The organism is uncultured Aquimarina sp., assembly GCF_947492405.1.
Taxonomy (GTDB): domain Bacteria; phylum Bacteroidota; class Bacteroidia; order Flavobacteriales; family Flavobacteriaceae; genus Aquimarina.
Window position 1 is genome coordinate 119,476 of the sequence record NZ_CANLMP010000007.1, and the last position, 24,572, is coordinate 144,047.

A 24,572-nucleotide genomic window follows, 5' to 3' on the forward strand; every position below is an offset into this window, starting at 1 on the left:
TGAGTTTGTGTATTTTATTATTAGTACAGATTTGTTTCAATCAAACCCTTGGGATATTTTATCCTGAGGGTTCTTTTATTTAGTACAAGATTTTAACCATTACATTCGAAATTCGGCATAAACTTTGATTAAATATTGTCAAATAAGTATCGACTTATGAGTTTTTAGGCGTAAAACAGCTAAGAATATGGTAACAAATTAGAGAGAAAAGATACTAATATATAGTAAATGTTGATTTTTAGTGAGTTAATCTCAGGAATTTTAATGAGATATTATGGCATCGTTAAATATGTATTACCACTTGAAATTGGTTTAAATATTTAAAGATTAGCTCTTATATTCGCGGCGTAAAAACCTAACCAAAAAAACAGCAAAATTGAAACAATCATAATTATGTATAAGTTGAGTTTGTGTTAAATATTATAATTTAGTTTCAATTCAGACCCTCAGGAAGTAGTTAGCCTGAGGGTTGTTTTTTTTAATGTAGTATCAATGCATAAATTTTAAACTATTTGATAAGCAAAGAAGTGCCACATCAAATTATTTCCTAAAAACAGATATTCATCATACATTTGTTTGATACTTCAGTTTATCACCAGTTGATTCTTAATACATGCGCATCCTTCTTTACATACTCCTTGCTTTTATGCCATGTTTATTAGTTGCACAAAATGAGCTAGATACAGTTACTACAGTTAAGGAATCTAAATTTAGTTTATCGATTGATAGTATTTCTAAATATCAAGAGTTGTCTGTACAAGCTCATCAAAAAGGAGATTTTAAAACTTTTAAAGAATATTGTGATGCTATTTTAGAGATTGCTAATACCCATGAATTAGATGATTTAAAGAATCAAGCCTTAGTAAACTTAGGAATCTATTATAGCAATGTTGATCAATTAGATAAAGCAATCGAAAAGTATTTAGAAGTTTCGGATAATCTAAGTAAGCTTCCACCAAATAAGAGAGCAGAACTTATAGTGTTGGCAAACTTGGGTAATTTATATAATAAGATCGAAGAATATGATAAGGCGATTGCTGCAATGAAAGAAGTAGTCGAACTTGCATCAACAATCGATCAATCTGAGCATTATTTGATGATGGCTTATAATGCCTTAGGAATCGCTGCTTCTGCTAAAAAAGAGTATTGCCAATCAGTAGAATATAGTCTAAAAGCTAAAGATCTAGCCGTAAAATTAAATCGCAAAGGTGCGATTATAAGTATTCTTTTAAACTTAAGTGATAGTTTTTTAGCATTAGAAGAGTATGATAAGGTTGTTTTTTACTGTAAAGAAATATTAGCAGCTATTACAGAAGAAGATTCTAAAAAACAAAAGGCTAATGCTCTAATACTTATAGGAGATGCAATGGTTCGTAATAAAAAACCAACTGAAGCTTTTTCATATCTAATAAAGGCTAGAGATCTTGCTGTTTCTGGAAACTTTTTTAAAATCCGAAAAGATGCTCATAAACTACTTGCTAAAGTATATGAGGCTAATGGAGATTTCAAAAAATCTTTAGAAGAACAGAAGTATTATACAGAGGCTAATGAAGAATATCTAAATACGCTTTCTAAAGCACAAAAAAAACAATTAGAAATAGAATCCGAAGAAAAGACAGAATTATTAACTGAGCAAACAGAGGAACTTAAGTTTCTTGCCAGAGAGAAACAAGTATATCTAATTTTTGGATGTTTATTATTGATTTTACTAATAGGTTCTTTTGTGATATATAAGAAAAAAAGAAAAAGACTTATATCTGAATCTTTGAGACTAAAAGCAGATAAAGAACTATTGACTAATGAAAATGAAGAGCTACAGGTAAAGCTAAAAAGGATCGCTAAGAATACTAAAAACAGGAAGGATATTAATCTTACTTCTTACCAGAATTCATCACTTACTTTAGATGATCGAAAATTATATATGCAACAAATTCTGGACTATATGGATAGTGAAAAACCATATTTGAATCATGAGATTAAACAATCAGATATAGCAAGTGATTTATCCATGAGTGTTCATCTTTTTTCTGAGGTGTTGAATGTTTGTTTTCATAGAAATTTCAATAGCTTTATTAACTTATACAGAGTAAGTGAGGCAAAATCATTGATGAAAAATCCTAAATACAAACAGTATAAGATTTTATCTATTGGTTACGAGGCCGGTTTCTCCAGTAAAACTTCATTTAATAGGGTTTTTAAAAACCTAGTAGGCTCGACACCTTCAGAGTATCAAAAACAACATCTTATTTTGGATTAATTGTATATCTCTTACTAGGTCTGTTTTTTCCTAATTAATAATTGTTGTTATAACATTTACAGGTTTCAAATTATAAGATGGAACCATTTTCACAGTATTTCTTTTTAACATTGGGATGTCTTAATTAATAAGGTTCTATATGAATTTGACGAATATCAAATTATAGATAAAATAACCTTATGATAAATTCGAAAGTTTCCTTTCGACAAGATTAAAAAAAGAAGAATTCATCAATGTTAAGAAGAAAAGAATCTATAGAGCTGTATAAAAGTTTCGAAAGTAAATTTGTGTCACCATATAGTGAAACAAGGGAACTGATAAAAGTACAGTTGTATAAACAGATAGTGTCTTCTAAAATATCAGTAAATATAAAAAAGAAACCATTGGTGGTTTTTTATTTCGCGTCTAACGGCTTGGATATTCCGAAAGAAGATTGGACTTATGAAATGAAACAAAGCGCAAAGCAGTATGCGTTAGACTATCCGGTGCCAGGTGCAGAGAGGAAATATTCTAGTTTTGGAAAAGTTACAAATGCTATAGCGGGAATAATAGTCTTGTTGATTTGTGTAACTATTTTTTATTATTTCAATCAAAAAGTAATTCAACTCAAGAATGATTTTGTTGAATTTACAAGTTTGCCAAAAATAGGAGATAAATACTACGGTGCTATTACTCAGTCTATATCTAATTCAGATATACCTGAAAAAAGTTATGGTTGGATAAAAATAATATATGTGAATCCAGCTGATAGTATTATCAGTTATAGAACAAGTTTTGATTTAGGAGAAGCCACTTTTAATACTTTAGATACTGATTATACTAATTTCGAATTCATAATTTTCGAAGGTAAATTTAAAGTTACAGAAGATCGCGAAATAAAGATTATATCACCAAATAAAAAAATGAAATTCGAATCTCAAGTGATTCATAAGGATGTAAGAAACTATAAAATTTCGGCGAATTAATTATGTAATAGTAAGTAGAATCGACAAGCCTATAAAACTAACTATTTTAGATCATTTCATTTTTGATTAATTTATGTTTAAAACCATGAGAAGAATTTTTAAAAACACAATTGTAAAAAGTAAACAATCCCTTGTTTTATTAATGTTAACAGTATGTTTTCAAGGGTGTAATATGTATACGCCAGAGAATTATTTTGGTAGGACAACTTTAAATACGAATAGGTATCACAATTTAGGTGCTAGAGATTTTGCAGAGATGAAAGCTTCTAAAAAAGCGAACATGCTGTATGGTAGTTTTTCTGAGGGAGGATTTAAGACTACAGAAAGCTATGAAACCCATATAAGAGGGATGAAAATGACCTTTTTAGAAGAAGATATTAAAAAAATTAAAGAACTAAAAGTAACTCCGGAGACAGAAGACTTGATACAAACCTCTTTAGAAGTTTTTGAATTTGTGAAATCAATTTATGAAAATGATTATATTGAAATTGCTAAATTGATGGATAAAAAGGCGTCATCTGAAGATTTAGACGCTGCGATGATGAAATTAGAGAATTCAGTTAATCAGTATCACATAAAGCGAGAAACACTTATGGAAATAGCAATTCCCTATGCAAAACAAAATAAAATAGATGTTAGATTTTAAGAAATATTTCGGTGTAATAATTACTATGATCTTCATAATAACGTCTTGTACTTCGCAAAACAAAAAGATACAAGCTCCAGAGGAAAAAGATGTTGTTTTGACTGCAAATCAAGACCAAACATCTCCATACGAAAAGTATCTGAATAACTTTCGGTTTGAGAATGGAACTGATACTTTATTAGTACAGCGCGAAAGCAGAATATTTTATTGCGGTACAGGAGCTATGGAGTATGATAAAGAATTAAAGAAAAATGGATTAGAAGAATATTTTAAAAAATATAAAGATTTAGTTCAATACCCTACGTTTTTGGAAAAAATAGAAACAAACAATGGAACAAAGATACTTTGGGTTGATAGAGGTAATGAAGGCGAACTAATGCAATTAGAAGATAAAACCATTCAAGCTAATAAAGAATTAGAAAAAAGACTTTTTGAAGAAAAAGCTTTTGTTCAAATTACCGAAAATCCTCTAGCAATGGATGAAGTAGAAATTTATACTACGATTTTTTATCCAGTATCCAATAAAACCGAAAATTTAATCCACAAGATCACTAAAAATCAAGGAGATTGGCAAATGGAATTATTGAAAAGAGAAATTAAGTAAGATGATAAGCGTATCATTCATTGAATATTATAAACATTAACAAGCAAGAAGTAAAATGCTAAAATTTCCCATTTCTAAATTATTAACCTTCATCTATATTGTTTTTGCATTTTGTAATTCATACGCTCAAAAAACAGAAAGAATTCTGCCAACAGAAGGTTATTATATTATTGATAGTTTATCATACAATATACCAGAAAAGACAAAGAAGTCGATTAATTGGAGTACTGCTATCGATTCTTTGCCTCAACAATCTTATTATTTTATAGAAACGGATGCTGCTGTCTCTTATATCAATGCATATACTAAAGAAAAAGTACAAAAAGATCAGATTGATTTTAAAGCATTAAAGATTCTGGATGATTCTGAGAACACCTTGCATCTTATTGATGAAGATCAATTCTCAATTAAACTAAAGATCAATTTTTCATTGACAGAATCTTTAGATTATCATATAAAAATGAAACTTAAAAAGGTGTCTGAGAATGATGATGAATTAGTTGACATTAAGACCCGAATAGCAACGTTTAAAAGAAAGAAAAAAAAGGAAAACGATAAATTTGCTCAGGATTTTTTGTCCGAAGGAAAAAGATCATTGGATGGATATATTAATGCTATTGAAACAAGTGATTATGGAGTGTCTATACCCATAGAGTATACTTCAAAATATCTTAAGAATTCACGAGAAAAAACATCTTTCTATGAATTAAAAAAAGATAGTATTCTCGGTGGGATTACTATCGGGAAGTATAAAAATAGTTATGATGGCCATATGAATGTTGGTATTATAACTTCTAAAGAACCGATTACTATAGGTGAGTATATAGCAGTGGCTCCAAATTACAGGCAAGAAGTATTTTTTCAGGATGAGAATGTGGTTTTATTCAAATTTTTTAATGAGTATAGATTTATCGGTGTCAAAAAAATAAATAATCAAACCTATGCTATAGCCGAAGCAGAAAGCCAAAACATAGAAGAACTAAAAGAATTTTACAGAATTTTCAATTCAGTAAATATAATTTCAAAAGTAAAAACATTGGATTTAAAACCTCTTTTTACAGAAGCAGCAGCATTTCTGAACACACATGAAGAAAAAGAGATATTCAAAAGAATAGAAAAAGAGGTAAATAAAAGCTTAAAAGATAAAATGAGACCGGATCATTTTGTAGAGAAACGGTTACCAAAGGGGTTTTATCTAGAGAAGTACAATACATATTCTGGTTTTTTCTCTATATCCGATGTGTCAGTAAATAAAATTAAAAAAGAGATATTAAAAGAATATCCTGAAGCATCTATTATTTTTCAAACTGAAAACAGTATTGTATTATTAACAAAAGATAAATTGTATAAACCTTTTGTTTTTAGGGAGTATCAAGGGTATACCTTATTTTTTAAAATGAAAGAAGGTTCATTTTCAAAAAATATTTCTTTACGACTTGCTGTTAAATTTTATCAGATAATAGAACGTTTGGAATTAGAAAAATATCCTTTTAAAAAAATGCTAAAACCATATTTAAATAGGTTTAGATCAGCATATATGGATAAGAATGATTCTACATATATTTTTATTAGTGATAAAGGTTGGGGTACCAAAGGAGTTATTTCTGATACAGGAAAAATTATTTTACCTACAAAATATGAGAATATTAGAAGTCACGAGCAAGGGTTTTTATTAACTATAGACAGCATTGTAAATAAAGAATCCTCGGAAACAGAAAAAAAGAAAGAATATAACGGATGGGCGAATAGAAAAGGTCTAATTGTTTTACAACCTAAATACGAAAGTATATATCAAATAGAAGAAACTTCTTTTTTGAATGTTAGAGATTCTCTCTTTGGTTTATTTGACACACATAAGAATCAGTTTATTATTCCTTCTTCTTATGAAACAATAATTTTTTATAAAGAAGCAGAACGTATAGGACTAAGAAAAAAAAATAAAGAATATTATTTAGCTGACTATACAGGTACAATACTTCATGAAAAACCTTTCACCAGTATTAGAGTATTGGGTAAAAAAACACCTATAACATATATGGCAACCAGAGATAATAAAGATTTTTTTATTGATCGAAATGGAAAACCTTTGGATAGCAATAAATATAATATGTTATATCCTCATTATAAAGAAAAGGTAGTTTATTATCGAATTGGATCTTATGGATCTGTAGACAATAAAGATGGATATTTAGATTATCAAGGAAATATAGTACAAGAGTTTTCTAGAATCTGTAAGGATATCAATAGAAAAATTGTAACTCGTCCAAACGAAGTTTTCATTGCAGATATAAAAGGAAATAGATTACATAAAACGTCTTTTAAAAGCGTGTTTAGAATCCCGAAAAAACGCCTATTCATTGTTACAAAAAATAAAAAAACGTTTATCGTTAATGACTCAGGAGTACCTATTAATACAAAGAAATATGACAGATTATTTCCTGTAGTACCAGAAAAAAGAATCTTTTACAGAATAGGTAAAAAAGGGTCACCTGATGTAAAGGAAGGTTATTTAGACTTTGATGGAGATGATATGCAATAAATTCGGAAAGTAATGGAATCGAAAATATTAGGAGTACTAAAACAAGATATTGGAAATTGGCCTTTAGAAAAGGATTGGATAACTATTAAACCAGTAGCAACCCCTTTTTTTGAGAACAAAGCAATACCATATCGATTAAATTTTAGTGAGGTATCTGATATGGATCTAAATACGATAGATCAAGTGCTTTCTAATTTTATGAATATTGATGTCTCCGTTATAAAGGAAGCTTCCAAAAGATCTTTTGAAAATTGGATCGCATTTAATAATGCAGTAGGTTACCTGGATACTATAGAAACCTATCAATCCACCTCTGATAAACCAAAATGGATGGTTCGTGAGTTGAAACGGATGTTACCTCTTTTGTCTCTTAATGAGCCCAAAAAAGTTTGGAAATACATAACACCAACAGAGATTATTGTTACTAAAGATAGACATCAGATGCATGATGAAATTTATGTGCAAATCTTGTGTAACTGTTTATGGGAAGAAGAACATGGGTTACAATTTGTATTAAAAAAAGGTAATGAACTCACTAGAGTTAGTGATCAAGACGGAAACTTGTTTTAATGACTATACGCACTACAATAGTAATGTAAAGAGTTTTTTCATTGCTTAAATTCAGTAAAAATGGCAAAGATCTTTTTTTAAATCTCTTCCATAACGATATCTGTACCAAATTAGTTTTTCCTTAAAAAAGGAAAATGCACTCTCCTATTTGTCAATTTTTACGAAAATTTACATATGAGTTTTCGTTCATATCCCTAACTTATCGATTGTAATCAATATAGTTTTTAGATTTTTATAACCAATAACCAAAGTGCCGGATGTATTATATAGGATTTGACATAGGAAGTTCATCTGTTAAAGCAGCGTTGATCGATTCAGAGAATGGAAAAAGTATTGCTTCAATAAATGAACCGAAAGAAGAGATGGATATTATCTCTGTAAATAGAGACTGGGCAGAACAGGATCCAGATTTCTGGTGGGAGAATGTTTGTATTGCTTGTAAACGATTAATAAAAGAAAACGCCATTGCTCCTGAACTAGTTTTAGGAATAGGAATATCGTATCAAATGCATGGACTTGTTTTGGTAGATAATGAAGGGAGTTTATTGAGAAATTCAATTATCTGGTGTGATAGTAGAGCCGTTGATATTGGAAATAAAGCTTTTAAAGAATTAGGAGAAGAAAAATGTAAAGAAAATCTTCTTAATTCTCCTGCAAACTTTACAGCTTCTAAATTAAAATGGGTACGAGATAATGAACCGAGTATTTATAAGAAAGCATTTAAGTTTATGTTACCAGGTGATTATATCGCTTATAAGTTTACTGGTAGTATCAATACAACTACATCTGGGTTGTCTGAAGGAATACTATGGGATTACAAAAAACAGCAGCCTGCAAACTGGCTTTTAGAGCATTATGGTATTGACCCAAGTTTAATACCAGATATAGCAGATACTTTTTCTAACCAAGGAGAATTGCATAGTAAAGGAGCTCAAGAAAGTGGTTTACAAGCAGGAACTCCTATTTTTTATAGAGCAGGTGACCAACCTAATAATGCGTTGTCTCTCAATGTTTTTAATCCAGGAGAAGTAGCACTAACAGGTGGAACTTCTGGTGTTATTTACGCTGTAACAGATAATGTATCCGGAAAAGAGCCTGTAAAGTATAATAATTTTGCACACGTTAACTATAGTGAGCAAAAACCAATAATAGGTAAATTACTATGCATTAATGGAGCCGGTATTCAATATAGATGGCTAAAAGATAATCTTAACCTAGAGACCAATTCCTATCAGTCTATGAATGAGCTTGCTTCAAAAGTTGCCGTAGGATCAGATGATCTACAAATAATACCTTTTGGTAATGGTGCCGAGAGAATGTTTGAAAATAAAACAATAGGAACCCAAATTTGTAATATCAATTTAAATAAACATACTAGATCACACATATGTAGAGCAACATTAGAAGGAATTGCATTTTCTTTTGTGTATGGGATGGAAATTTTAAGAAAAGATGGTGCTGATATAAAGGTGCTAAGGGCTGGAAATGATAATCTATTTAGATCTGAAATTTTTTCTAATACAGTCTCTACATTAATAGATCAAGAAATAGAAATTTATAATACAACAGGCGCTATAGGAGCAGCTAGAGCAGCAGGATGGACGCACGGTGCGTTTGAAGATATTGGTGAGATGATAATAAAAAATGATAAAGTGATGACCTATCACCCTTTAGATAACAATAATGATTATCAATTGGCTTACCAAAAATGGAAAAATGAATTAAATAGAATTTTAAAAAATAAGTAATGGTTGTACTAGGAGATAAAGAATATTTCAAAGGAATAGGTGAAATTAAATTTGAAGGGAAAGAATCTGACAATCCGTTAGCATTTAAGTATTACGATCCAGAAAGAATTGTAGCGGGAAAAACACTAAGAGAACATTTTAAATTTGCTATAGCATATTGGCATACCTTCTGTGGTCAAGGAGCTGATCCATTTGGTTGGGGAACTCAAAACTTTGCTTGGGATACATCTTCTGATCCAATTCAGGCAGCAAAAGATAAGGCAGATGCGGCATTTGAGTTTATTAGTAAAATGGGGTTTGATTACTTCTGTTTTCACGATTTTGATTTAGTTCAGGAAGCCCCATCGCTATTAGAATCAGAGAAAAGATTAACTACCATTGTTGATTATGTAAAGGGTAAGAAAAAAGAATCCGGTATTAAGCTATTATGGGGTACAGCAAATTGTTTTTCTAACCCTAGATATATGAATGGTGCAGCAACCAATCCTGATTTTAACGTGTTAGCAAGAGCAGGTGCTCAGGTTAAATCAGCATTAGATGCTACCATAGCATTAGATGGAGAAAATTATGTGTTTTGGGGAGGTAGAGAAGGGTATATGTCCTTGCTCAATACAGATATGAAGAGGGAATTAGATCATGTAGCCGAATTTTTGAGAATGGCTAGAGATTATGCACGAGCAGAAGGGTTTAAAGGAACGTTTTTTATAGAACCTAAACCAATGGAACCTACTAAGCATCAGTATGATTTTGATACTGCCACGGCTATAGGATTTCTTAAAGAATATGGTTTAGAAAAAGATTTTAAGATTAATATAGAAGTAAACCACGCAACCTTAGCACAGCATACATTTCAACATGAATTAGAGGTAGCGGCAAGTGCAGGAATGTTAGGAAGTATAGATGCTAATCGAGGAGATTATCAAAACGGATGGGATACGGATCAGTTTCCTAATAATATTTTGGAAGTTACCGAAGCAATGTTAGTATTTCTTAAAGCAGGTGGATTACAAGGAGGAGGAGTTAACTTTGATGCGAAAATAAGAAGGAATTCTACAGATTTAGAAGATGTCTTTTTAGCGCATATTGGAGGAGCAGATGTCTTTGCTAGAGCATTGATGACCGCAGATAAAATAATCACTTCTTCTTCATATGAAAAATTGAGAAAAGATAGATATAGTTCCTTCGATACTGGAAAAGGGAAAGAGTTCGAAAACGGTACATTAAATTTAAAGGATCTATATGAAATAGCATCAAATAATGGTGAGCTTTCTTTACAAAGTGGCAAGCAAGAGCTTTTTGAGAATATTATAAACCAATACATTTAATAGCTTCCTAAAAGATTTCCAGATATTATAGTAATACCAAACAAAAGATAATAGTTGTGATAAATGACTCATGAAATTGTGGATAAACAGGAATATACAGATTGTGTTTGTGTAGCACTCACAAATGATCAAGGAACTAAGTTAACCTTAACTAATTTCGGCGCATCTATTATTGGTTTAGAGATCCTAAACAAAAAAAGAGAATTTGTTAATGTCATTGTTGGTCTCGATGCTGTTAAAGATTACCAAGAAGTTGCATACCATCCAAGTGCTAAGTTTTTAGGAGCTTCTATAGGGAGGTATGCAGGTAGAATTAGTAAAGGAGGTTTTGTGCTTAATGATTATAAATATAAGTTGTATCAAAAAGCAGGAGTTCATTTACATGGAGGATTTCAAGGTTTCGACAAAAAACTTTGGAAAGTAGACACTATTAGTCGAGAAATAAATACAGTAGTGTTTTCATATTATAGCAAGGATATGGAAGAAGGGTATCCTGGAAATTTAGAGATAAAAGTAATGTATCAGTTATCTGATGATAACAATGTAACAATTACTTATAAAGCGGTTTCAGATCAAGATACTTTCGTGAACCTTACCAATCATGCGTATTTTAATCTCAATGGGTCAAATAACATTTTGGATCATTCCTTATTTTTAGATTGTCCAAAATATTTAGAAGTTGATACGAAACAATTACCCACAGGAAAACTACGATCAGTTGCTGGCACTAAGTTTGATTTTTTAGAGCAGAAAAGCTTACAGTCTTTAGTAAGTTTTGGTCTAATAGATGATACCATTATTTATAATACTAAAAAAGGAGCATCAATTGATACAGTCAAAGCTATACTTGTTGCTCCAGCGAGTGGTTTACAGATGAAAATCAAAACAAATCAACCCGCAGTGGTGATTTATACTCCGGAAAATTTCCCTAATTGGAATTTTAAAAATCAAGCGAAATATGATCGTTTTCCTGCTATTTGTTTTGAAAATCAAAATTATCCTGATGCACCTAATCATCAGCATTTCCCATCTCCTTTATTAAAAGCAGGAGAGGAATATGAAAACAGAAGTATTTTTGAGTTTTCAATTGTTTAAAACAGATAAAATTATAAGCTAGTTTCTACTACTGCCCTACTCTAATGAAGACGTTTTGTAGATTCTCTTTCAATCAAGTTCGTTTTTATTACTTTAGTGGTATAAGAAGTTTCTATGTTTTCATTTTCTATTTTGTCAATAAGGATTTTTGTAGCAGCTTCTCCAAGATAAATGCTGTGTTGACTTACGGTAGTAATAGATGGTGTTACATGACGAGGAAGAACACCATTGGTAAAGCCTATAATAGAAATATCTTCGGGTACCTTATACTTTTTAGATAATACCATTTTTAGAGTGCTAATAGCAGAGTCTTCTTCAAGACACAATATAGCATCGACTTTTTTCGAGTCAAGTAATATTTTTAGCAAAGTATTAATGTCATTGAATTCGTCAACCTTAAGTATTAAGTCTTCGTCAATTAGTATATCTGCTTCTGTAAGTGCTTTTTTATATCCTTTAAGTCTAAGTTTTCCAACACTAAGTTGGTGTATGTTAGAAACTATTGCAATATTTCTACAGCCTGTTTTAATAAAATAATTAACGGCATTAAATGCTCCCTCTTCATCATTTACAATAACTTTGTCGCATTCTATTTCATCAGTAACTCTGTCAATCATTATGATTGGGATCCCTTGATTTATTGCATTCCGAAAATGACTAAAATCCTTTTTGATTTGTGTTTCTTCTGCAATTGACAATATAAATCCATCTAAATCCGAGTTTTTTAATAGCTCCATAGCTGCGACTTCTTTTTCTCTAGATTCGTTAGAAATACAGGTAATAACATTATATCCTTTTTCTGTTGCAATCTTTTCTATGCCAACAAAAACTTTAGTAAAGAAGTGATTAAGCATATTGGGTATAATAACTCCTATTGTTTTAGTGTTTTTATGTCTTTCACTCGCAAAAGTGTTATTATTAGATTTGTATTGAAGCTCTTTAGCATATTCCTGAATCATAGATTTAGTGCTATTGCTGATTTCATAACTATCATTAAGAGCTTTTGAAACCGTAGCAATAGAAACGTTGAATTTTTTTGCAATATCTTTTAATGTAATTCTCTTTTTTTTCATACTAGTTTTTAAAGACGTTTTTGACTAAATAATGGCTAAGAGCAGTGTGTTTTGAGATATCAAAATTTCATGAAAAGTTTTAATAATTTATTCATAAAGATCAAGTAAATAAACCTTTACTGTAAAGTAATCTTAATAATTTAATTTGTAAGGATGTGAAATTCTAATTGCAACAAAATTTGTAAAGATTGCTTCAAATATTTTAGAGCTACCTCTTTTAGACGGATTAGAAGTGAATAAGTATTCATTTTCTCAGAGTAGGTCTTGTAAAATATCACTTTTAAAAATAAGTTGAAGCGACACCTTCATAAGTAAATAAGTAATGTATTGTTTTCTAAGCGTATAAGTGTTTACGAAAAGTTTTCGTAGAATTAGATTTAAAATCAATAAAATTATCAATTGTTTTTATACTGAATTATAATTTTAAGCATTGACTAAATTTTTAACACAAATTCATTCGTATTCGTAATTTATCAAACCTAAAAAGGTGTTATTGATAATTGAATATGAATTTTTAAATTATTCTAACTTAAACATATTTAATTATGAAAACTTTTTTAAGCATCTCAGTACTCTGTCTGTTTTTATTTACTAATTGCTCTGATGATTTGAATTCTGACAGTCTTCCGGAAACAACGGAAATAGAACAAAAGTCGATAGATAATAATGGATACATTAGTGATAATCGCACGGATGGATATAATCAGGGTTACTTTTGGACTATTTATAAAGAAGGCGGATGGGGTAGATTGAGATTTCCTTATGCGAACCAATATGGCGGTAACTTTGAGATCGAATACAATGACAATCAGGACATTGTTGGAGGGAAAGGTTGGTCAACTGGTAATGGAAGAAGAATAAACTACAATATTGGATTGCTGCAGGGATCCTATAACTTTGTTGGTGTATATGGTTGGACACAAACTCCACTTGTAGAATATTATGTGGTAGAAAAAGGAAGTATTACAGGTCAAAATCAAAACAAGAATTATACTGTAAATGGCAAGAACTATAAATTTAAGAAACAATTGAGATCCAATGCTCCTTCAATTTTAGGGACAAAAACATTTTATCAATATATAAGTGAGCATGGTAATGCCCCTACTGGTTCTAATCAGCAGGTTCATATGCAAGCACATATTAACCATTGGAATAAATATGGCGGACACAAATCAGAATGGGGAAATCTAAGGGATTTTGACTATCAGGTTTTTGGTATCGAATCCTATACAGGTAACTGGGGAAAAATCAATGCCAGTATTTGGTAATAAATACATGAAATACTAAAAACTATAAGGCCGATATCATTTCGGCCTTATGGTATTTACCAAATTATTAAAGATAGAAAGGCTATTAATTTTTGATTCATTATGAAAAGAATTTTGTTTTGTTTTTGTGTTGGGTTTCTAATGTTGTTTTCCTCCTGTAGCCAGGAAGGAACGAAAAAAGTTATTAATGATAATCTGGTTTTAATCAAAGGAGGAACTTTTATTAATAAGCAATCTAATTTATATGGCAAAAATGCATATGTACATGATTTTTATATGGCCAAAAGCGAGGTTACACAAAAGGAATGGATCGAAGTAATGGGGAGTAACCCATCCAAGTTTAAAGGAGATAGCCTACCTGTCGAAATGGTGAGTTGGTATGATTCTGTAGAATTTTGTATCAAAAAAAGTATAAAAGATGGATTAATACCATATTATAAAATTTATAAAGACTCTATAGACGAGTTTAACAACTCTGAGTTCGATAGTATCAAATGGTTAGTCAAGAAAAATCCAAAAGCAAATGGGTACCGTTTACCCACAGAAATCGAATGGGAGTATGTTGCGGGAGGCGGTCAGTTAACTAAAAACTATTCATATAGCGGAAGCAACAATGTAGATGAGATATCCTGGTACTGGAGAAATAGCGGGGATGCTATTTTAAAAGAAAAATGGAATTATCGTGTTTTAAAAACAAATCAATGTAGAACACATCCTGTATGTACCAAAAACCCTAATGAACTTGGTTTATATGATTTAACAGGAAATGTTAGAGAATGGTGTGATGATTGGTATGAAGATGAACAAATACCTCGTGGACATTTTCGTTCACAAAGAGGTGGTGGATGGATTGGTCTAGAAATTTACTCCAAAAATGACAATAGAGATTATTTTGAAGCTAGTGGTTTAGGACCTGATCAAGGTTTCCGGATCTGTAGAAATAAAAATTGATTTGTTTAGTGTTAGTTTACTAAGAAATACTTAATAATATAGTCTTTCTTGCTTCTTCATTTTTATTACTATATACTTATGCATACTAAAAAGAAATCTTTTTTTATAAATCGAAAAATACACTTCATGATGCATCATAATTTATAATATTCGCTTCAAATATTCCATCTAATTGAAGCACCACACAATAGTTTTGATTTTAATAAAATTTTAAGTAAAAACTAAATGATTTGTTAAGTTATGTTTTTGGAAATTATCAATCACATAATAATCTATAAGGATTTTCCAATACAATTTAGTAAATAAGATAGTCATTTAGAATCATATTACGAGGAATTATGAATCAATATAAATTATAGAAATAATCAAAGAATATTTATGGAATCAGTTTTGGAACAAATGGATTGGATAGTATTAGGTGTTTACTTTTTAGCACTTATTGGAGTTGCTGTCTGGGTAATATTACAAAGAAATAAGGATACAGCGGATTATTTTTTAGCAGGGCGTAATGTAGGTTGGTTTGTTATTGGAGCATCAATATTTGCTTCTAATATAGGATCGGAGCATGTAGTTGGTCTGGCCGGTACAGGAGCTGAATCAGGGATGCCAATGGCTCATTACGAACTACACGCTTGGATTGTTCTATTATTAGGTTGGTTGTTCTTACCATTTTATATGAGAAGTAAGGTGTTTACCATGCCTGAGTTTTTAGAAAAAAGATTTGACAGCAGATCACGATGGTTTTTATCCATTTTTTCTTTAGTTGGATATGTAATTACCAAGGTATCGGTAACTATATATGCAGGGGGAATAGTAGTTTCAGAATTACTAGGTATACCATTTTGGTATGGAGCTATTGGGATTGTTGTTTTTACAGGAGCATATACAATAGTAGGAGGTATGAAAGCCGTAATTTATACAGAAACCTTACAAACCGTAGTGTTGATTGCCGGGTCATTAATTATTACCTATCTGGGATTACAAGAAGTAGGCGGTTGGGAAAATCTAAGAACTACTGTAGGTTCTGATCATTTTAATATGTGGCGACCAATGTCTGATCCAGATTTTCCTTGGACAGGTTTGTTGTTTGGGGGGACTATTGTAGGTATCTGGTATTGGTGTACAGATCAATATATTGTCCAAAGAACTTTAGCTGCAAATAATATAAAAATAGGTAGACGTGGAGCCATTTTTGGAGCATATCTTAAGATATTACCAATTTTTATCTTTTTGATACCAGGTATTATAGCTTTTGCTTTAGCAAAACAAGGTGTTTTAACATATGATAAAGCGGATGAGGTATTTCCTGTTTTGGTAAAAACCCTTTTGCCAACAGGATTAAAAGGTTTAGTTGCAGGAGGATTGATGGCGGCTTTAATGAGTTCATTAGCGTCTGTATTTAATTCTTGTTCTACGATATTTACAATAGACATTTATAAAAAATTAAAGCCTTTAACTCCAGAGAAAAAGTTATTAAATATCGGAAGAGTAGCAACATCATTAGTAGTTGTTCTAGGAATTATTTGGATTCCTATTATGAATAAAATAGGTGGAGGCGTTTTGTATCAATATTTACAAAGTGTACAGTCCTATATAGCACCACCTATTACAGCCGTATTTATACTAGGGATTATTTGGAAACGAGTAAATTCTAAAGCTGCAATAGTTACATTGTTTTCTGGTCTTTTGATTGCAGCTTTTAGGATAACTGCAGAAATTGTCAAAGATGATTTGTCAGGTTTGGCATATCAGTTTGCGACTATCAATTTTGCACATATGGCTATTTTTATGTTTATCTTCTCGGTAATAGTTTGCATAGTTACTAGTTTAGTTACGACAGCTCCAGATTATACTACTATAAAAGGTCTAGCATTTGGAACATTGTCACCAGAACAAAAAGAAGAAACTAAAAATAGTTATACACCGATTGATATTGTTTTATCTGTATTATTAGTAGTCGTAGTAGTATCTATATTAACTTATTTCACCGGTTGATACCAAATATCTGCGTAAAGCGTGTTTCTTAAACCTGAGAGATATTAAAAATCAACGAAATATGATAAAACATGCTATATTTATTCTTAAGTATTGCAATATCAATTTATGAATATTAAAAATAGTATAGCATTTTTATTCTTTTTTTGTTGTTGTCTGAATTTCATTTGGGCACAAGAAAAATCTAATGATTTTAATTTTGTAAATATAGAAGATGGTACTTCTAAAATAGCTGTACCGGTGATTATCCAGGATTATGATGGTTTTATTTGGATAGGAACAAACGGGGCAGGTTTGCACAGATATGATGGAATTGAATATAAATCATATAAACATAAATTAAAGGATACTACTTCTTTAAGAAGTAGCTCTATTTACTGCTCATTTATTGATAAAAAGAACAGACTTTGGGTTGGTACAGAAAATGGATTAGATCTCTATGATCGAGAATTGGATCAATTTAAGAGAATTGATATTGTTTCTCAACTAAAAAACTTTTATCAATCAGATATTGCCGTTAATAGTATCATAGACGATGGGACTGGTGATATTTTTATCGGTACATATGAAAGAGGCTTACTTAAGTTAAATTCAGAAACCTATATTATAGAGGAGGTAACCAATGTCGATACTGAGGATAAACAAAGTTCTATAGATATTCATGATCTTAAAATAAATTCTGAAGGAAGAATATACGCAGCAACCAACTATGGATTGAAAGTATATGATCCTAAAACAAATACATTAGGTCTTGCGGTTTTTACAACAGAAAAAGGTATGCAATCGGTACGTACACCAATTATATCTTTATTGATCGACAACAATAATAATCTATGGTTAGGTAGTATATCCAATGGAATATATAAAATTGACAAAGAAGCCCATAATACCTTCAGTATTCAAAACTTACAATTTACCAATAAGAGAATTTTTTCAATGATTTCTAATGCAGATGGGTCTATACTCTGTGGGACTGAAAACGATGGATTGTTTCATATTAAAGCTAACGGCGAACTCATAAAAAATTACCTTTTTGATAAAAATAATAAGAATAGTATTCGATCAAATTCCATATGGTCTCTGTTTATGGACAATAACGAAAGGATATGGGTAGGATATTATAACAAAGGTATTGCAGTTTATGATAAGTTATATGATAAGTTTAAAAATATAGAAAGTCTAGCCAGTAACCCTAATTCTCTAGAAGCAGGTTCTGTTACTGGAATTGTCCAGGATAAGTCGGGCTTATTATGGATTAGCACTGATGGAGGAGGAATAGATATTTATGATCCAAACAGTCAGAAATTTATTCATATTAATAAAAAAAATGATGAAGATTTTTCGAATCTTACGGCCTATGATATTCAAACAATTTTTATAGATAGTAAAGAAAATATTTGGGCAGGAAGCTGGAATGGAGGTGTCTTTTTGCTAAAAAAAGGAACAAAAAGATTCATTAATTATACGATGGAAAATACCAATGGTGCACTCGCTTCTAATAGTATATTAAGTTTTGCAGAAGACGCTGAAGGTATCATTTGGATAGGAAGTTTTTTTAGTGGAATCATGTCATATGATCCGTCAAAAGAAAAGTTTACTCACCATAAGTCCGAAGAATTTTCTAAATATGGAATTCCCACCAGCGATGTCAGAAAGGTGTTAGTAGATGCGGATAATAACCTGTGGATAGGTACTGCTAATGGATTGTATATAGTAAGGAAAAAGAATACTGATCAATTTTCTGTTATATTATTAAGAGAGAAGATGAACAGTGAATATCAGAACGAATCCGATACAAATCATATACTTACGATCTATGAAGGAGCGGATAAATCTATATGGATTGGCACAAGAGGTGCAGGTTTATGTAGGTATAATCCAGATACATATAGCTTTATTTGGTATAATGAATTATATGAATTAGAAGATGAAAATGTCTCTGCGATTATTGAAGATGAATATCATAATATTTGGACAAGTGGTAATGCAGGGATTCATAAATTAGATCTTGAAAACAAACGAAGTATTAATTATAATATTAACGATGGTCTCTTGTCAAATGATTTTAATTTTAATGCCGCATTTCGAGATAAAAAGGGAAATATTTATTTCGGGAACTATAATGGTGTAGATTATTTTAACCCAAAAAACATACAAACAAATAATAGCTCAACAAGTCTATACCTTACAGATTTTAAAATATTTAATAAAAAGGTGTATCCAAATCAAGAAGGCTCTCCTCTAAATAAAGTGATCTCAGAGACCGATAGTATTTCTTTAAGTAATGAACAATCAGTTTTTACCATTGAATATACAGGTGTTAATTATACACGTCCAGAGAAAAATCAATATGCGTATTACTTAGAAGGATTAGAAGATTCCTGGAATTATGTCGGTAATACAAGAAGTGCAACATATACTAATCTGGATCCAGGAAATTATACTTTCAAATTAAAAGTAGCGAATAATGATGGTAAATGGAATGAAACTCCACTGCACTTACAGATAAAGGTTTTACCACCCTGGTGGAAAACAAACTGGGCGTTATCATCATATGTTTTATTGTTTTTGCTTGGTATATATCTTTTAAATAGAGTAACAAAAAATAGAATTAGAGAGAAGCAACTAATACGATATGAAAGAGAAAAAAGAATTAAAGAAGAAGAACTTCATAATAAAAAACTACAATTTTTCACCAACATATCTCACGAATTCCGAACTCCTTTAACGCTTATAATTAATCCTCTCGAAGACATACTCAAAAATGAAGAATTAAACTTACCCAAAGAGGTGAATGAAAAGCATCTGATAATTCACAAAAATACAGATCGCCTATATAGATTGATTAATGAGTTGATGGATTATAGAAAGCTAGAACTTAATAAATTGAGTATTAAAGCAAGACAACTTGATATCATCACTTTTGTACAAGATGTAGTAAGTCATTTTGTTGTGGAAGCATCTCATAAAAAAATAGACCTGACTATAAACCATGAAATGCCAGAACTAAAAGTATGGGTAGATATTGGTATGTTAGAGAAAATCATCTTCAATTTATTATCCAATGCATTTAAAGTTACTTCAGAAGGAGGGCAGATAACTGTTTCGATAAAAAAGGTTAGACAAACCCTTACAGAAAAAACTGGTGATGGTATTTTATCCGACTCATTCGAAATTAGTGTGTCTGACACTGGTCCAGGTCTTAAAAAAGAACAATTAGATAAGATATTTGAGCGATTTTATCAAGTAGATAACCTGAACAAATGGTATTATGGCGGTACCGGAATTGGTTTGGAAGTGGTTAGAAGTTTTGTAGAGTTGCATAAAGGAAAAGTAGAAGTTGATAGTGTTGTTAATGAAGGAACAACATTTTCGGTAATTTTACCTTTAGGCAAAAAACATTTCAGCGAAAGCGAAATTGTGCTAAGTGATGAAGACTCGGATGTTCTTCTTAAAACTAAATTTATAGGTAATGTTCATAATCAAAGCTTAGAAAATCAAATAGAAGAAGAACAAAAAACCAATAGATTATTAATTGTCGAAGATAATACCGAGTTGCGAAACTATCTGAAAACAGAATTAAGTAATACCTACAAAGTTTTTGATGCCAAACATGGTAATGAAGGTCTGGAAATAGCTAAAAAAGAAGTGCCGGATATCATTATTACTGATGTAATTATGCCAGAAATGGATGGCTTTGAATTCTGTTCAATGATTAAAAAAGATATAAAAACGAGTCATATTCCTATTTTAATGCTTACTGCAAAAACGATGGAAGATGATCGATTAAAAGGCATTGAATCCGGTGCAGATGTGTATCTCAATAAGCCTTTTGATATGAGAGTGTTAAAATCATATTTAACCCAGATGCTTACAATAAGACAAATAGTCTTTAATAAGTACTTTAGTGATGTTAGTGATGCCGATATCAATCAGAACAACACATCGCTAGATAAAGAATTTATTCAAAAAGTGTTGAATCATATCTATGAAAATTTAAGTGATCCGGATTTAAGCGTAGAATCTTTATCTTCAGAGCTTCATCTGAGTAGAAGTCAATTTTACAGGAAGATAAAAACACTAACAGGACAAACAGCCAATCAATTTTTAAGAAACATTAGATTACAAAAGGCGAAACAAATTCTAGAAAGCGGTTCTACCAACATTAGTGAAGTCTGCTATAAGGTAGGGTTTTCTTCTCCCTCCTATTTTACAAAGTGTTTCAAAACTCAGTTTGGAATATTACCTACAGAAGTGACTATCAATGAATCTTAAAATAAGTATTCTTAGTTAAATTATTAACGTTTTATATCTGAATTTTCAATTATACAATTATGAGCTTATTAATAACTTATACTTCTACCCTATTCTAATGCTATTTTAAGTGGAATAGAAAGATTGTTTATAGCCCAATGTATTTTCAACAACACGCTGTAATTTAAGACATGTTCAATTTTCTATAACATTCATTGTATAAGTATTAGCAAAAAGAACCATAAAATATATTCTTCATAATTAGACCATGTATTGGTCGATTTCAGCTATAACGATTGTTGCTTCAACTGTCTAAAATGTTGTAAAACCGTAGTAAAGCGGCTGGATGCAACAAATGTTTTATCATATGCTTTATCTGTGGCATTGTTTTTTTAATCCTGTATATAAATTGTTAAAAAATTGTGAATTAGTCAAAAGACATGAATAAGAAGTACTCTAAAATTAAAATTTTGGGAGAGATATTTTTAATAGCATTAGTGCTCGGATTATTCGTTTTTATACTTGACCTAATATCATAAAAAGAACCAGCTTTAACTAACAATAATGATAAGGAAAGAATCCAAAAAAAGATTAAAAAAACTTTTCAGAGTTAACAATTTAATTGTCGTTTCAATTATTTTTCAATTAAATATTGGATGTGTAACAAAAAAAGAAACAGAATATAAATTTAAGAACCCAGAACTACCTATTAATGAGAGGGTAAGTGATTTAATAAGTCATATGACTCTTTCTGAGAAGGTTTCTCAGATGCGATATGATGCACCAGCTATCGAACGTTTAGGAGTGCCCGAGTATAACTGGTGGAATGAATGTTTACATGGTGTTGCGAGAGCTGGTGAAGCTACAGTATTTCCGCAAGCAATTGGAATGGGAGCTACTTGGAACGCACCATTACTGTTTGATGTAGGTACAGTAATTTCTGATGAAGCAAGAGCGAAACATCATCGTTTTGTCAAGGAAAATAAAAGAGGAATATACCAAGGACTTACTTTTTGGACTCCTAATATCAACATCTTCAGAGATCCAAGATGGGGAAGAGGTCAGGAGACCTATGGAGAAGACCCATACCTCACCGGAAGAATGGGAGTTAATTTTATAAAAGGATTACAAGGTGATGATCCGAAATACCTTAAAGTCGTTGCTACAGCGAAGCATTTTGCAGTACATAGCGGACCAGAAAAATCAAGACACGAAGACAATTATCATACATCAGATAGAGATTTAAAAGAAACATATTTACCTGCATTTGAAGCTGCTATAAAAGAAGCGAATGTGCAATCTGTAATGTGTGCATATAATAGATATAGAGATGAAGCTTGTTGTGGAAGTAATTTATTGTTAAATGATATACTTCGAAAAGAGTGGGGGTTTGATGGTTATGTGGTTTCGGATTGTTGGGCAATTAACGATTTCTGGGAACCAAATAAGCATGAATTAGTCGAGACCCCTGCTGAGGCTTCAGCATTGGCAGTAAGTAGAGGTACAGATTTAAATTGTGGAGATGTATATGATCCAAATCTAAGTGATGCCGTTCTGAAAGGGTTAGTAGATGAAGATAAAGTAGACCAAGCACTGTCAAGACTTATGGAAGCTAGATTTAAGCTTGGTATGTTTGACCCGGAAGAGATAGTTTCCTGGTCTAAAATATCGTATGATGTAGTATGTAGCGATAAACATTATAAGTTGTCTGAAAAAACAGCAAGAGAATCCATGGTGCTGTTAAAGAATGAAGGAAAATTACTTCCTCTAAAAAAAGAAATAAAATCGATTGCAGTAATAGGCCCTAATGCAAATGCAAAACAAGCTTTGTTGGGTAATTATCATGGAACTCCTCTAAATAATATTACTCCTCTAAAAGCAATCAAAGAAAAATTACCAAATACAAAAGTGCATTATGCTAAAGGAAGTCATATTGCAAAAGGATGGCCTTTATTACAACCAATACCCGTTTCTGCATTAAGAAATGGAGATAATATTGGACTAAAAGGAGAATATTTCGATAATAAAGAGTGGAAAGGTGAACCAAAAGTAATCAGAAATGATAGCATAATAGATTTCATATGGGTTTCTAAAGCACCATTTGAGAATGCAACTTCAGATAGTTTTTCTGCTAGATGGACTGGAAAAATTGTTCCAGAAGAAAGCGGTTCATATAGAATAGGGTTAAGAGCTAGTAGTGCAGGTAAACTTTATGTGAACGATTCTTTAAAAGTAGATTTTAAAGATGATCACGAGCCAAAAATGAAGTATGTGGACATGAAATTAGAAGCTGGTAAATCGTATGATATTAAGATAAAATATTACAATTATCATACAGATCCACAAGCTCAATTGCTATGGTCTAAATTGGATGAAGACCTTTTGTCACCTGCAATAGAAGCTGCTAAAAAATCAGAAGTTGTGGTGCTTTGTTTAGGATTATCTCCTGACATAGAAGGAGAAGAAATGCCAGTCGTTTTGGATGGTTTCGATAAAGGAGATAGATCAGAAATCTCATTACCACAATCTCAGGTTACTTTATTAAAAGAAATACAAGCTCTAGGTAAGCCAACAGTGTTAGTATTAATGAACGGAAGTGCGCTTGCTATCAATTGGGCTAATGATAATGTTTCTGCTATTCTCGAAGCATGGTATCCAGGAGAATTTGGAGGAAGAGCTATTGCTGATGTTCTTTTTGGAGATTATAATCCAGCAGGTAGATTACCTGTTACTTTCTACAAATCTGTTGAAGACCTTCCAGATTTTAAATCCTATGATATGACCAATCGAACATATAAATATTTTAAGGGAGATCCTCTATATGAATTTGGACATGGGTTGTCATATACCACTTTTTCATATTCAGAATTAGAAACACCGGATACTATAAAAGTTGATGAAACCATTCCTGTATCAGTACAAATTACTAACACTGGAGATCGCAAAGGAGATGAGGTTGTACAGCTCTATCTATCTCAAGATAAAAAACAATATACCGATGGAGCTAAACACTCATTAATAGGGTTTAAAAGAATCAACTTAGAAGTCGGAGAAACAAAAAAAGTAAGTTTTACAATTACTCCAGAACAATATGCTGTTATTAATTCGGCTGGAGATAAGGAAAAGATATCAGGAGCATTTCAAATTTATGTAGGTGGAAAACAACCGGATCAAAATGATACTGCAACTACAAAAAATTTAACTAAAAAAATCACACTTAACTAAAAATGGAACCAAAAGATGAAGCTTTAATTAATTGGTATTTAAATAGTTGTAAGGGAC

At 31.1% G+C, this 24,572-nt stretch carries 15 protein-coding genes; 14 read left to right on the plus strand and 1 reads right to left on the minus strand.

The window, feature by feature from the left end:
* The first annotated feature begins 646 nt into the window (after nt 1-646).
* From Q0829_RS22155 to Q0829_RS22195, 9 genes are all read left to right on the plus strand, one after another.
* A complete protein-coding gene (locus Q0829_RS22155) occupies nt 647-2,257 on the plus strand; it encodes a tetratricopeptide repeat protein (protein WP_298547076.1) in 1,611 nt (536 codons plus the stop codon).
* A gap of 233 nt (nt 2,258-2,490) precedes the next feature.
* Nucleotides 2,491-3,222, plus strand: a complete 732-nt coding sequence (locus tag Q0829_RS22160) for a hypothetical protein (RefSeq protein WP_298547078.1) — start codon at nt 2,491-2,493, stop codon at nt 3,220-3,222.
* A gap of 85 nt (nt 3,223-3,307) precedes the next feature.
* On the plus strand, nt 3,308-3,868 hold the full coding sequence (locus Q0829_RS22165; RefSeq protein WP_298547079.1) for a hypothetical protein: 561 nt from the start codon (nt 3,308-3,310) through the stop codon (nt 3,866-3,868).
* Complete coding sequence (locus Q0829_RS22170; protein ID WP_298547080.1) at nt 3,855-4,472, plus strand: hypothetical protein; 618 nt, start codon at nt 3,855-3,857, stop codon at nt 4,470-4,472. Before Q0829_RS22165 ends, Q0829_RS22170 begins: the two co-directional genes overlap by 14 nt.
* Nucleotides 4,473-4,527: 55 nt before the next feature.
* On the plus strand, nt 4,528-7,011 hold the full coding sequence (locus Q0829_RS22175; RefSeq protein WP_298547081.1) for a WG repeat-containing protein: 2,484 nt from the start codon (nt 4,528-4,530) through the stop codon (nt 7,009-7,011).
* A gap of 12 nt (nt 7,012-7,023) precedes the next feature.
* Nucleotides 7,024-7,581 carry a hypothetical protein gene (locus Q0829_RS22180; protein ID WP_298547082.1) on the plus strand — a complete coding sequence of 186 codons (558 nt, stop codon included), beginning with the start codon at nt 7,024-7,026 and terminating at the stop codon, nt 7,579-7,581.
* 257 nt (nt 7,582-7,838) lie between these two features.
* A complete protein-coding gene (locus Q0829_RS22185; RefSeq protein ID WP_298547083.1) occupies nt 7,839-9,329 on the plus strand; it encodes an FGGY family carbohydrate kinase in 1,491 nt (496 codons plus the stop codon).
* The gene (gene xylA, locus Q0829_RS22190; protein WP_298547084.1) at nt 9,329-10,654 is read left to right on the plus strand and encodes a xylose isomerase; all 1,326 of its coding nucleotides are present in this window, start codon (nt 9,329-9,331) and stop codon (nt 10,652-10,654) included. Before Q0829_RS22185 ends, xylA begins: the two co-directional genes overlap by 1 nt.
* Nucleotides 10,655-10,717: 63 nt before the next feature.
* Nucleotides 10,718-11,749 (plus strand): aldose epimerase family protein, encoded by a 1,032-nt coding sequence (locus tag Q0829_RS22195; protein WP_298547085.1) that lies wholly within the window; start codon nt 10,718-10,720, stop codon nt 11,747-11,749.
* 41 nt (nt 11,750-11,790) lie between these two features.
* On the opposite strand, the gene Q0829_RS22200 is transcribed toward Q0829_RS22195, so the two are convergent.
* The gene (locus tag Q0829_RS22200) at nt 11,791-12,822 is read right to left on the minus strand and encodes a LacI family DNA-binding transcriptional regulator (protein ID WP_298547086.1); all 1,032 of its coding nucleotides are present in this window, start codon (nt 12,820-12,822) and stop codon (nt 11,791-11,793) included.
* Nucleotides 12,823-13,367: 545 nt separating this feature from the next.
* Here Q0829_RS22200 and Q0829_RS22205 point away from each other — a divergent pair.
* The 5 genes from Q0829_RS22205 to Q0829_RS22225 all read left to right on the plus strand — a co-directional run bounded on the left by Q0829_RS22205 (nt 13,368) and on the right by Q0829_RS22225 (nt 24,515).
* Nucleotides 13,368-14,090 carry a glycoside hydrolase family 11 protein gene (locus Q0829_RS22205; protein ID WP_298547087.1) on the plus strand — a complete coding sequence of 241 codons (723 nt, stop codon included), beginning with the start codon at nt 13,368-13,370 and terminating at the stop codon, nt 14,088-14,090.
* A 102-nt stretch (nt 14,091-14,192) separates the two neighbouring features.
* Nucleotides 14,193-15,041, plus strand: a complete 849-nt coding sequence (locus tag Q0829_RS22210) for a formylglycine-generating enzyme family protein (protein ID WP_298547088.1) — start codon at nt 14,193-14,195, stop codon at nt 15,039-15,041.
* Between the two features lie 378 nt (nt 15,042-15,419).
* Nucleotides 15,420-17,036, plus strand: coding sequence for a sodium:solute symporter (locus tag Q0829_RS22215; RefSeq protein WP_298547089.1), 1,617 nt, complete (start codon nt 15,420-15,422; stop codon nt 17,034-17,036).
* Between the two features lie 108 nt (nt 17,037-17,144).
* Nucleotides 17,145-21,311: a hybrid sensor histidine kinase/response regulator transcription factor gene (locus Q0829_RS22220; protein WP_298547090.1), complete on the plus strand. Its 4,167-nt coding sequence runs from the start codon at nt 17,145-17,147 to the stop codon at nt 21,309-21,311.
* A gap of 543 nt (nt 21,312-21,854) precedes the next feature.
* Nucleotides 21,855-24,515: a glycoside hydrolase family 3 protein gene (locus Q0829_RS22225; RefSeq protein ID WP_298547091.1), complete on the plus strand. Its 2,661-nt coding sequence runs from the start codon at nt 21,855-21,857 to the stop codon at nt 24,513-24,515.
* The last annotated feature ends 57 nt before the right edge of the window (nt 24,516-24,572 follow it).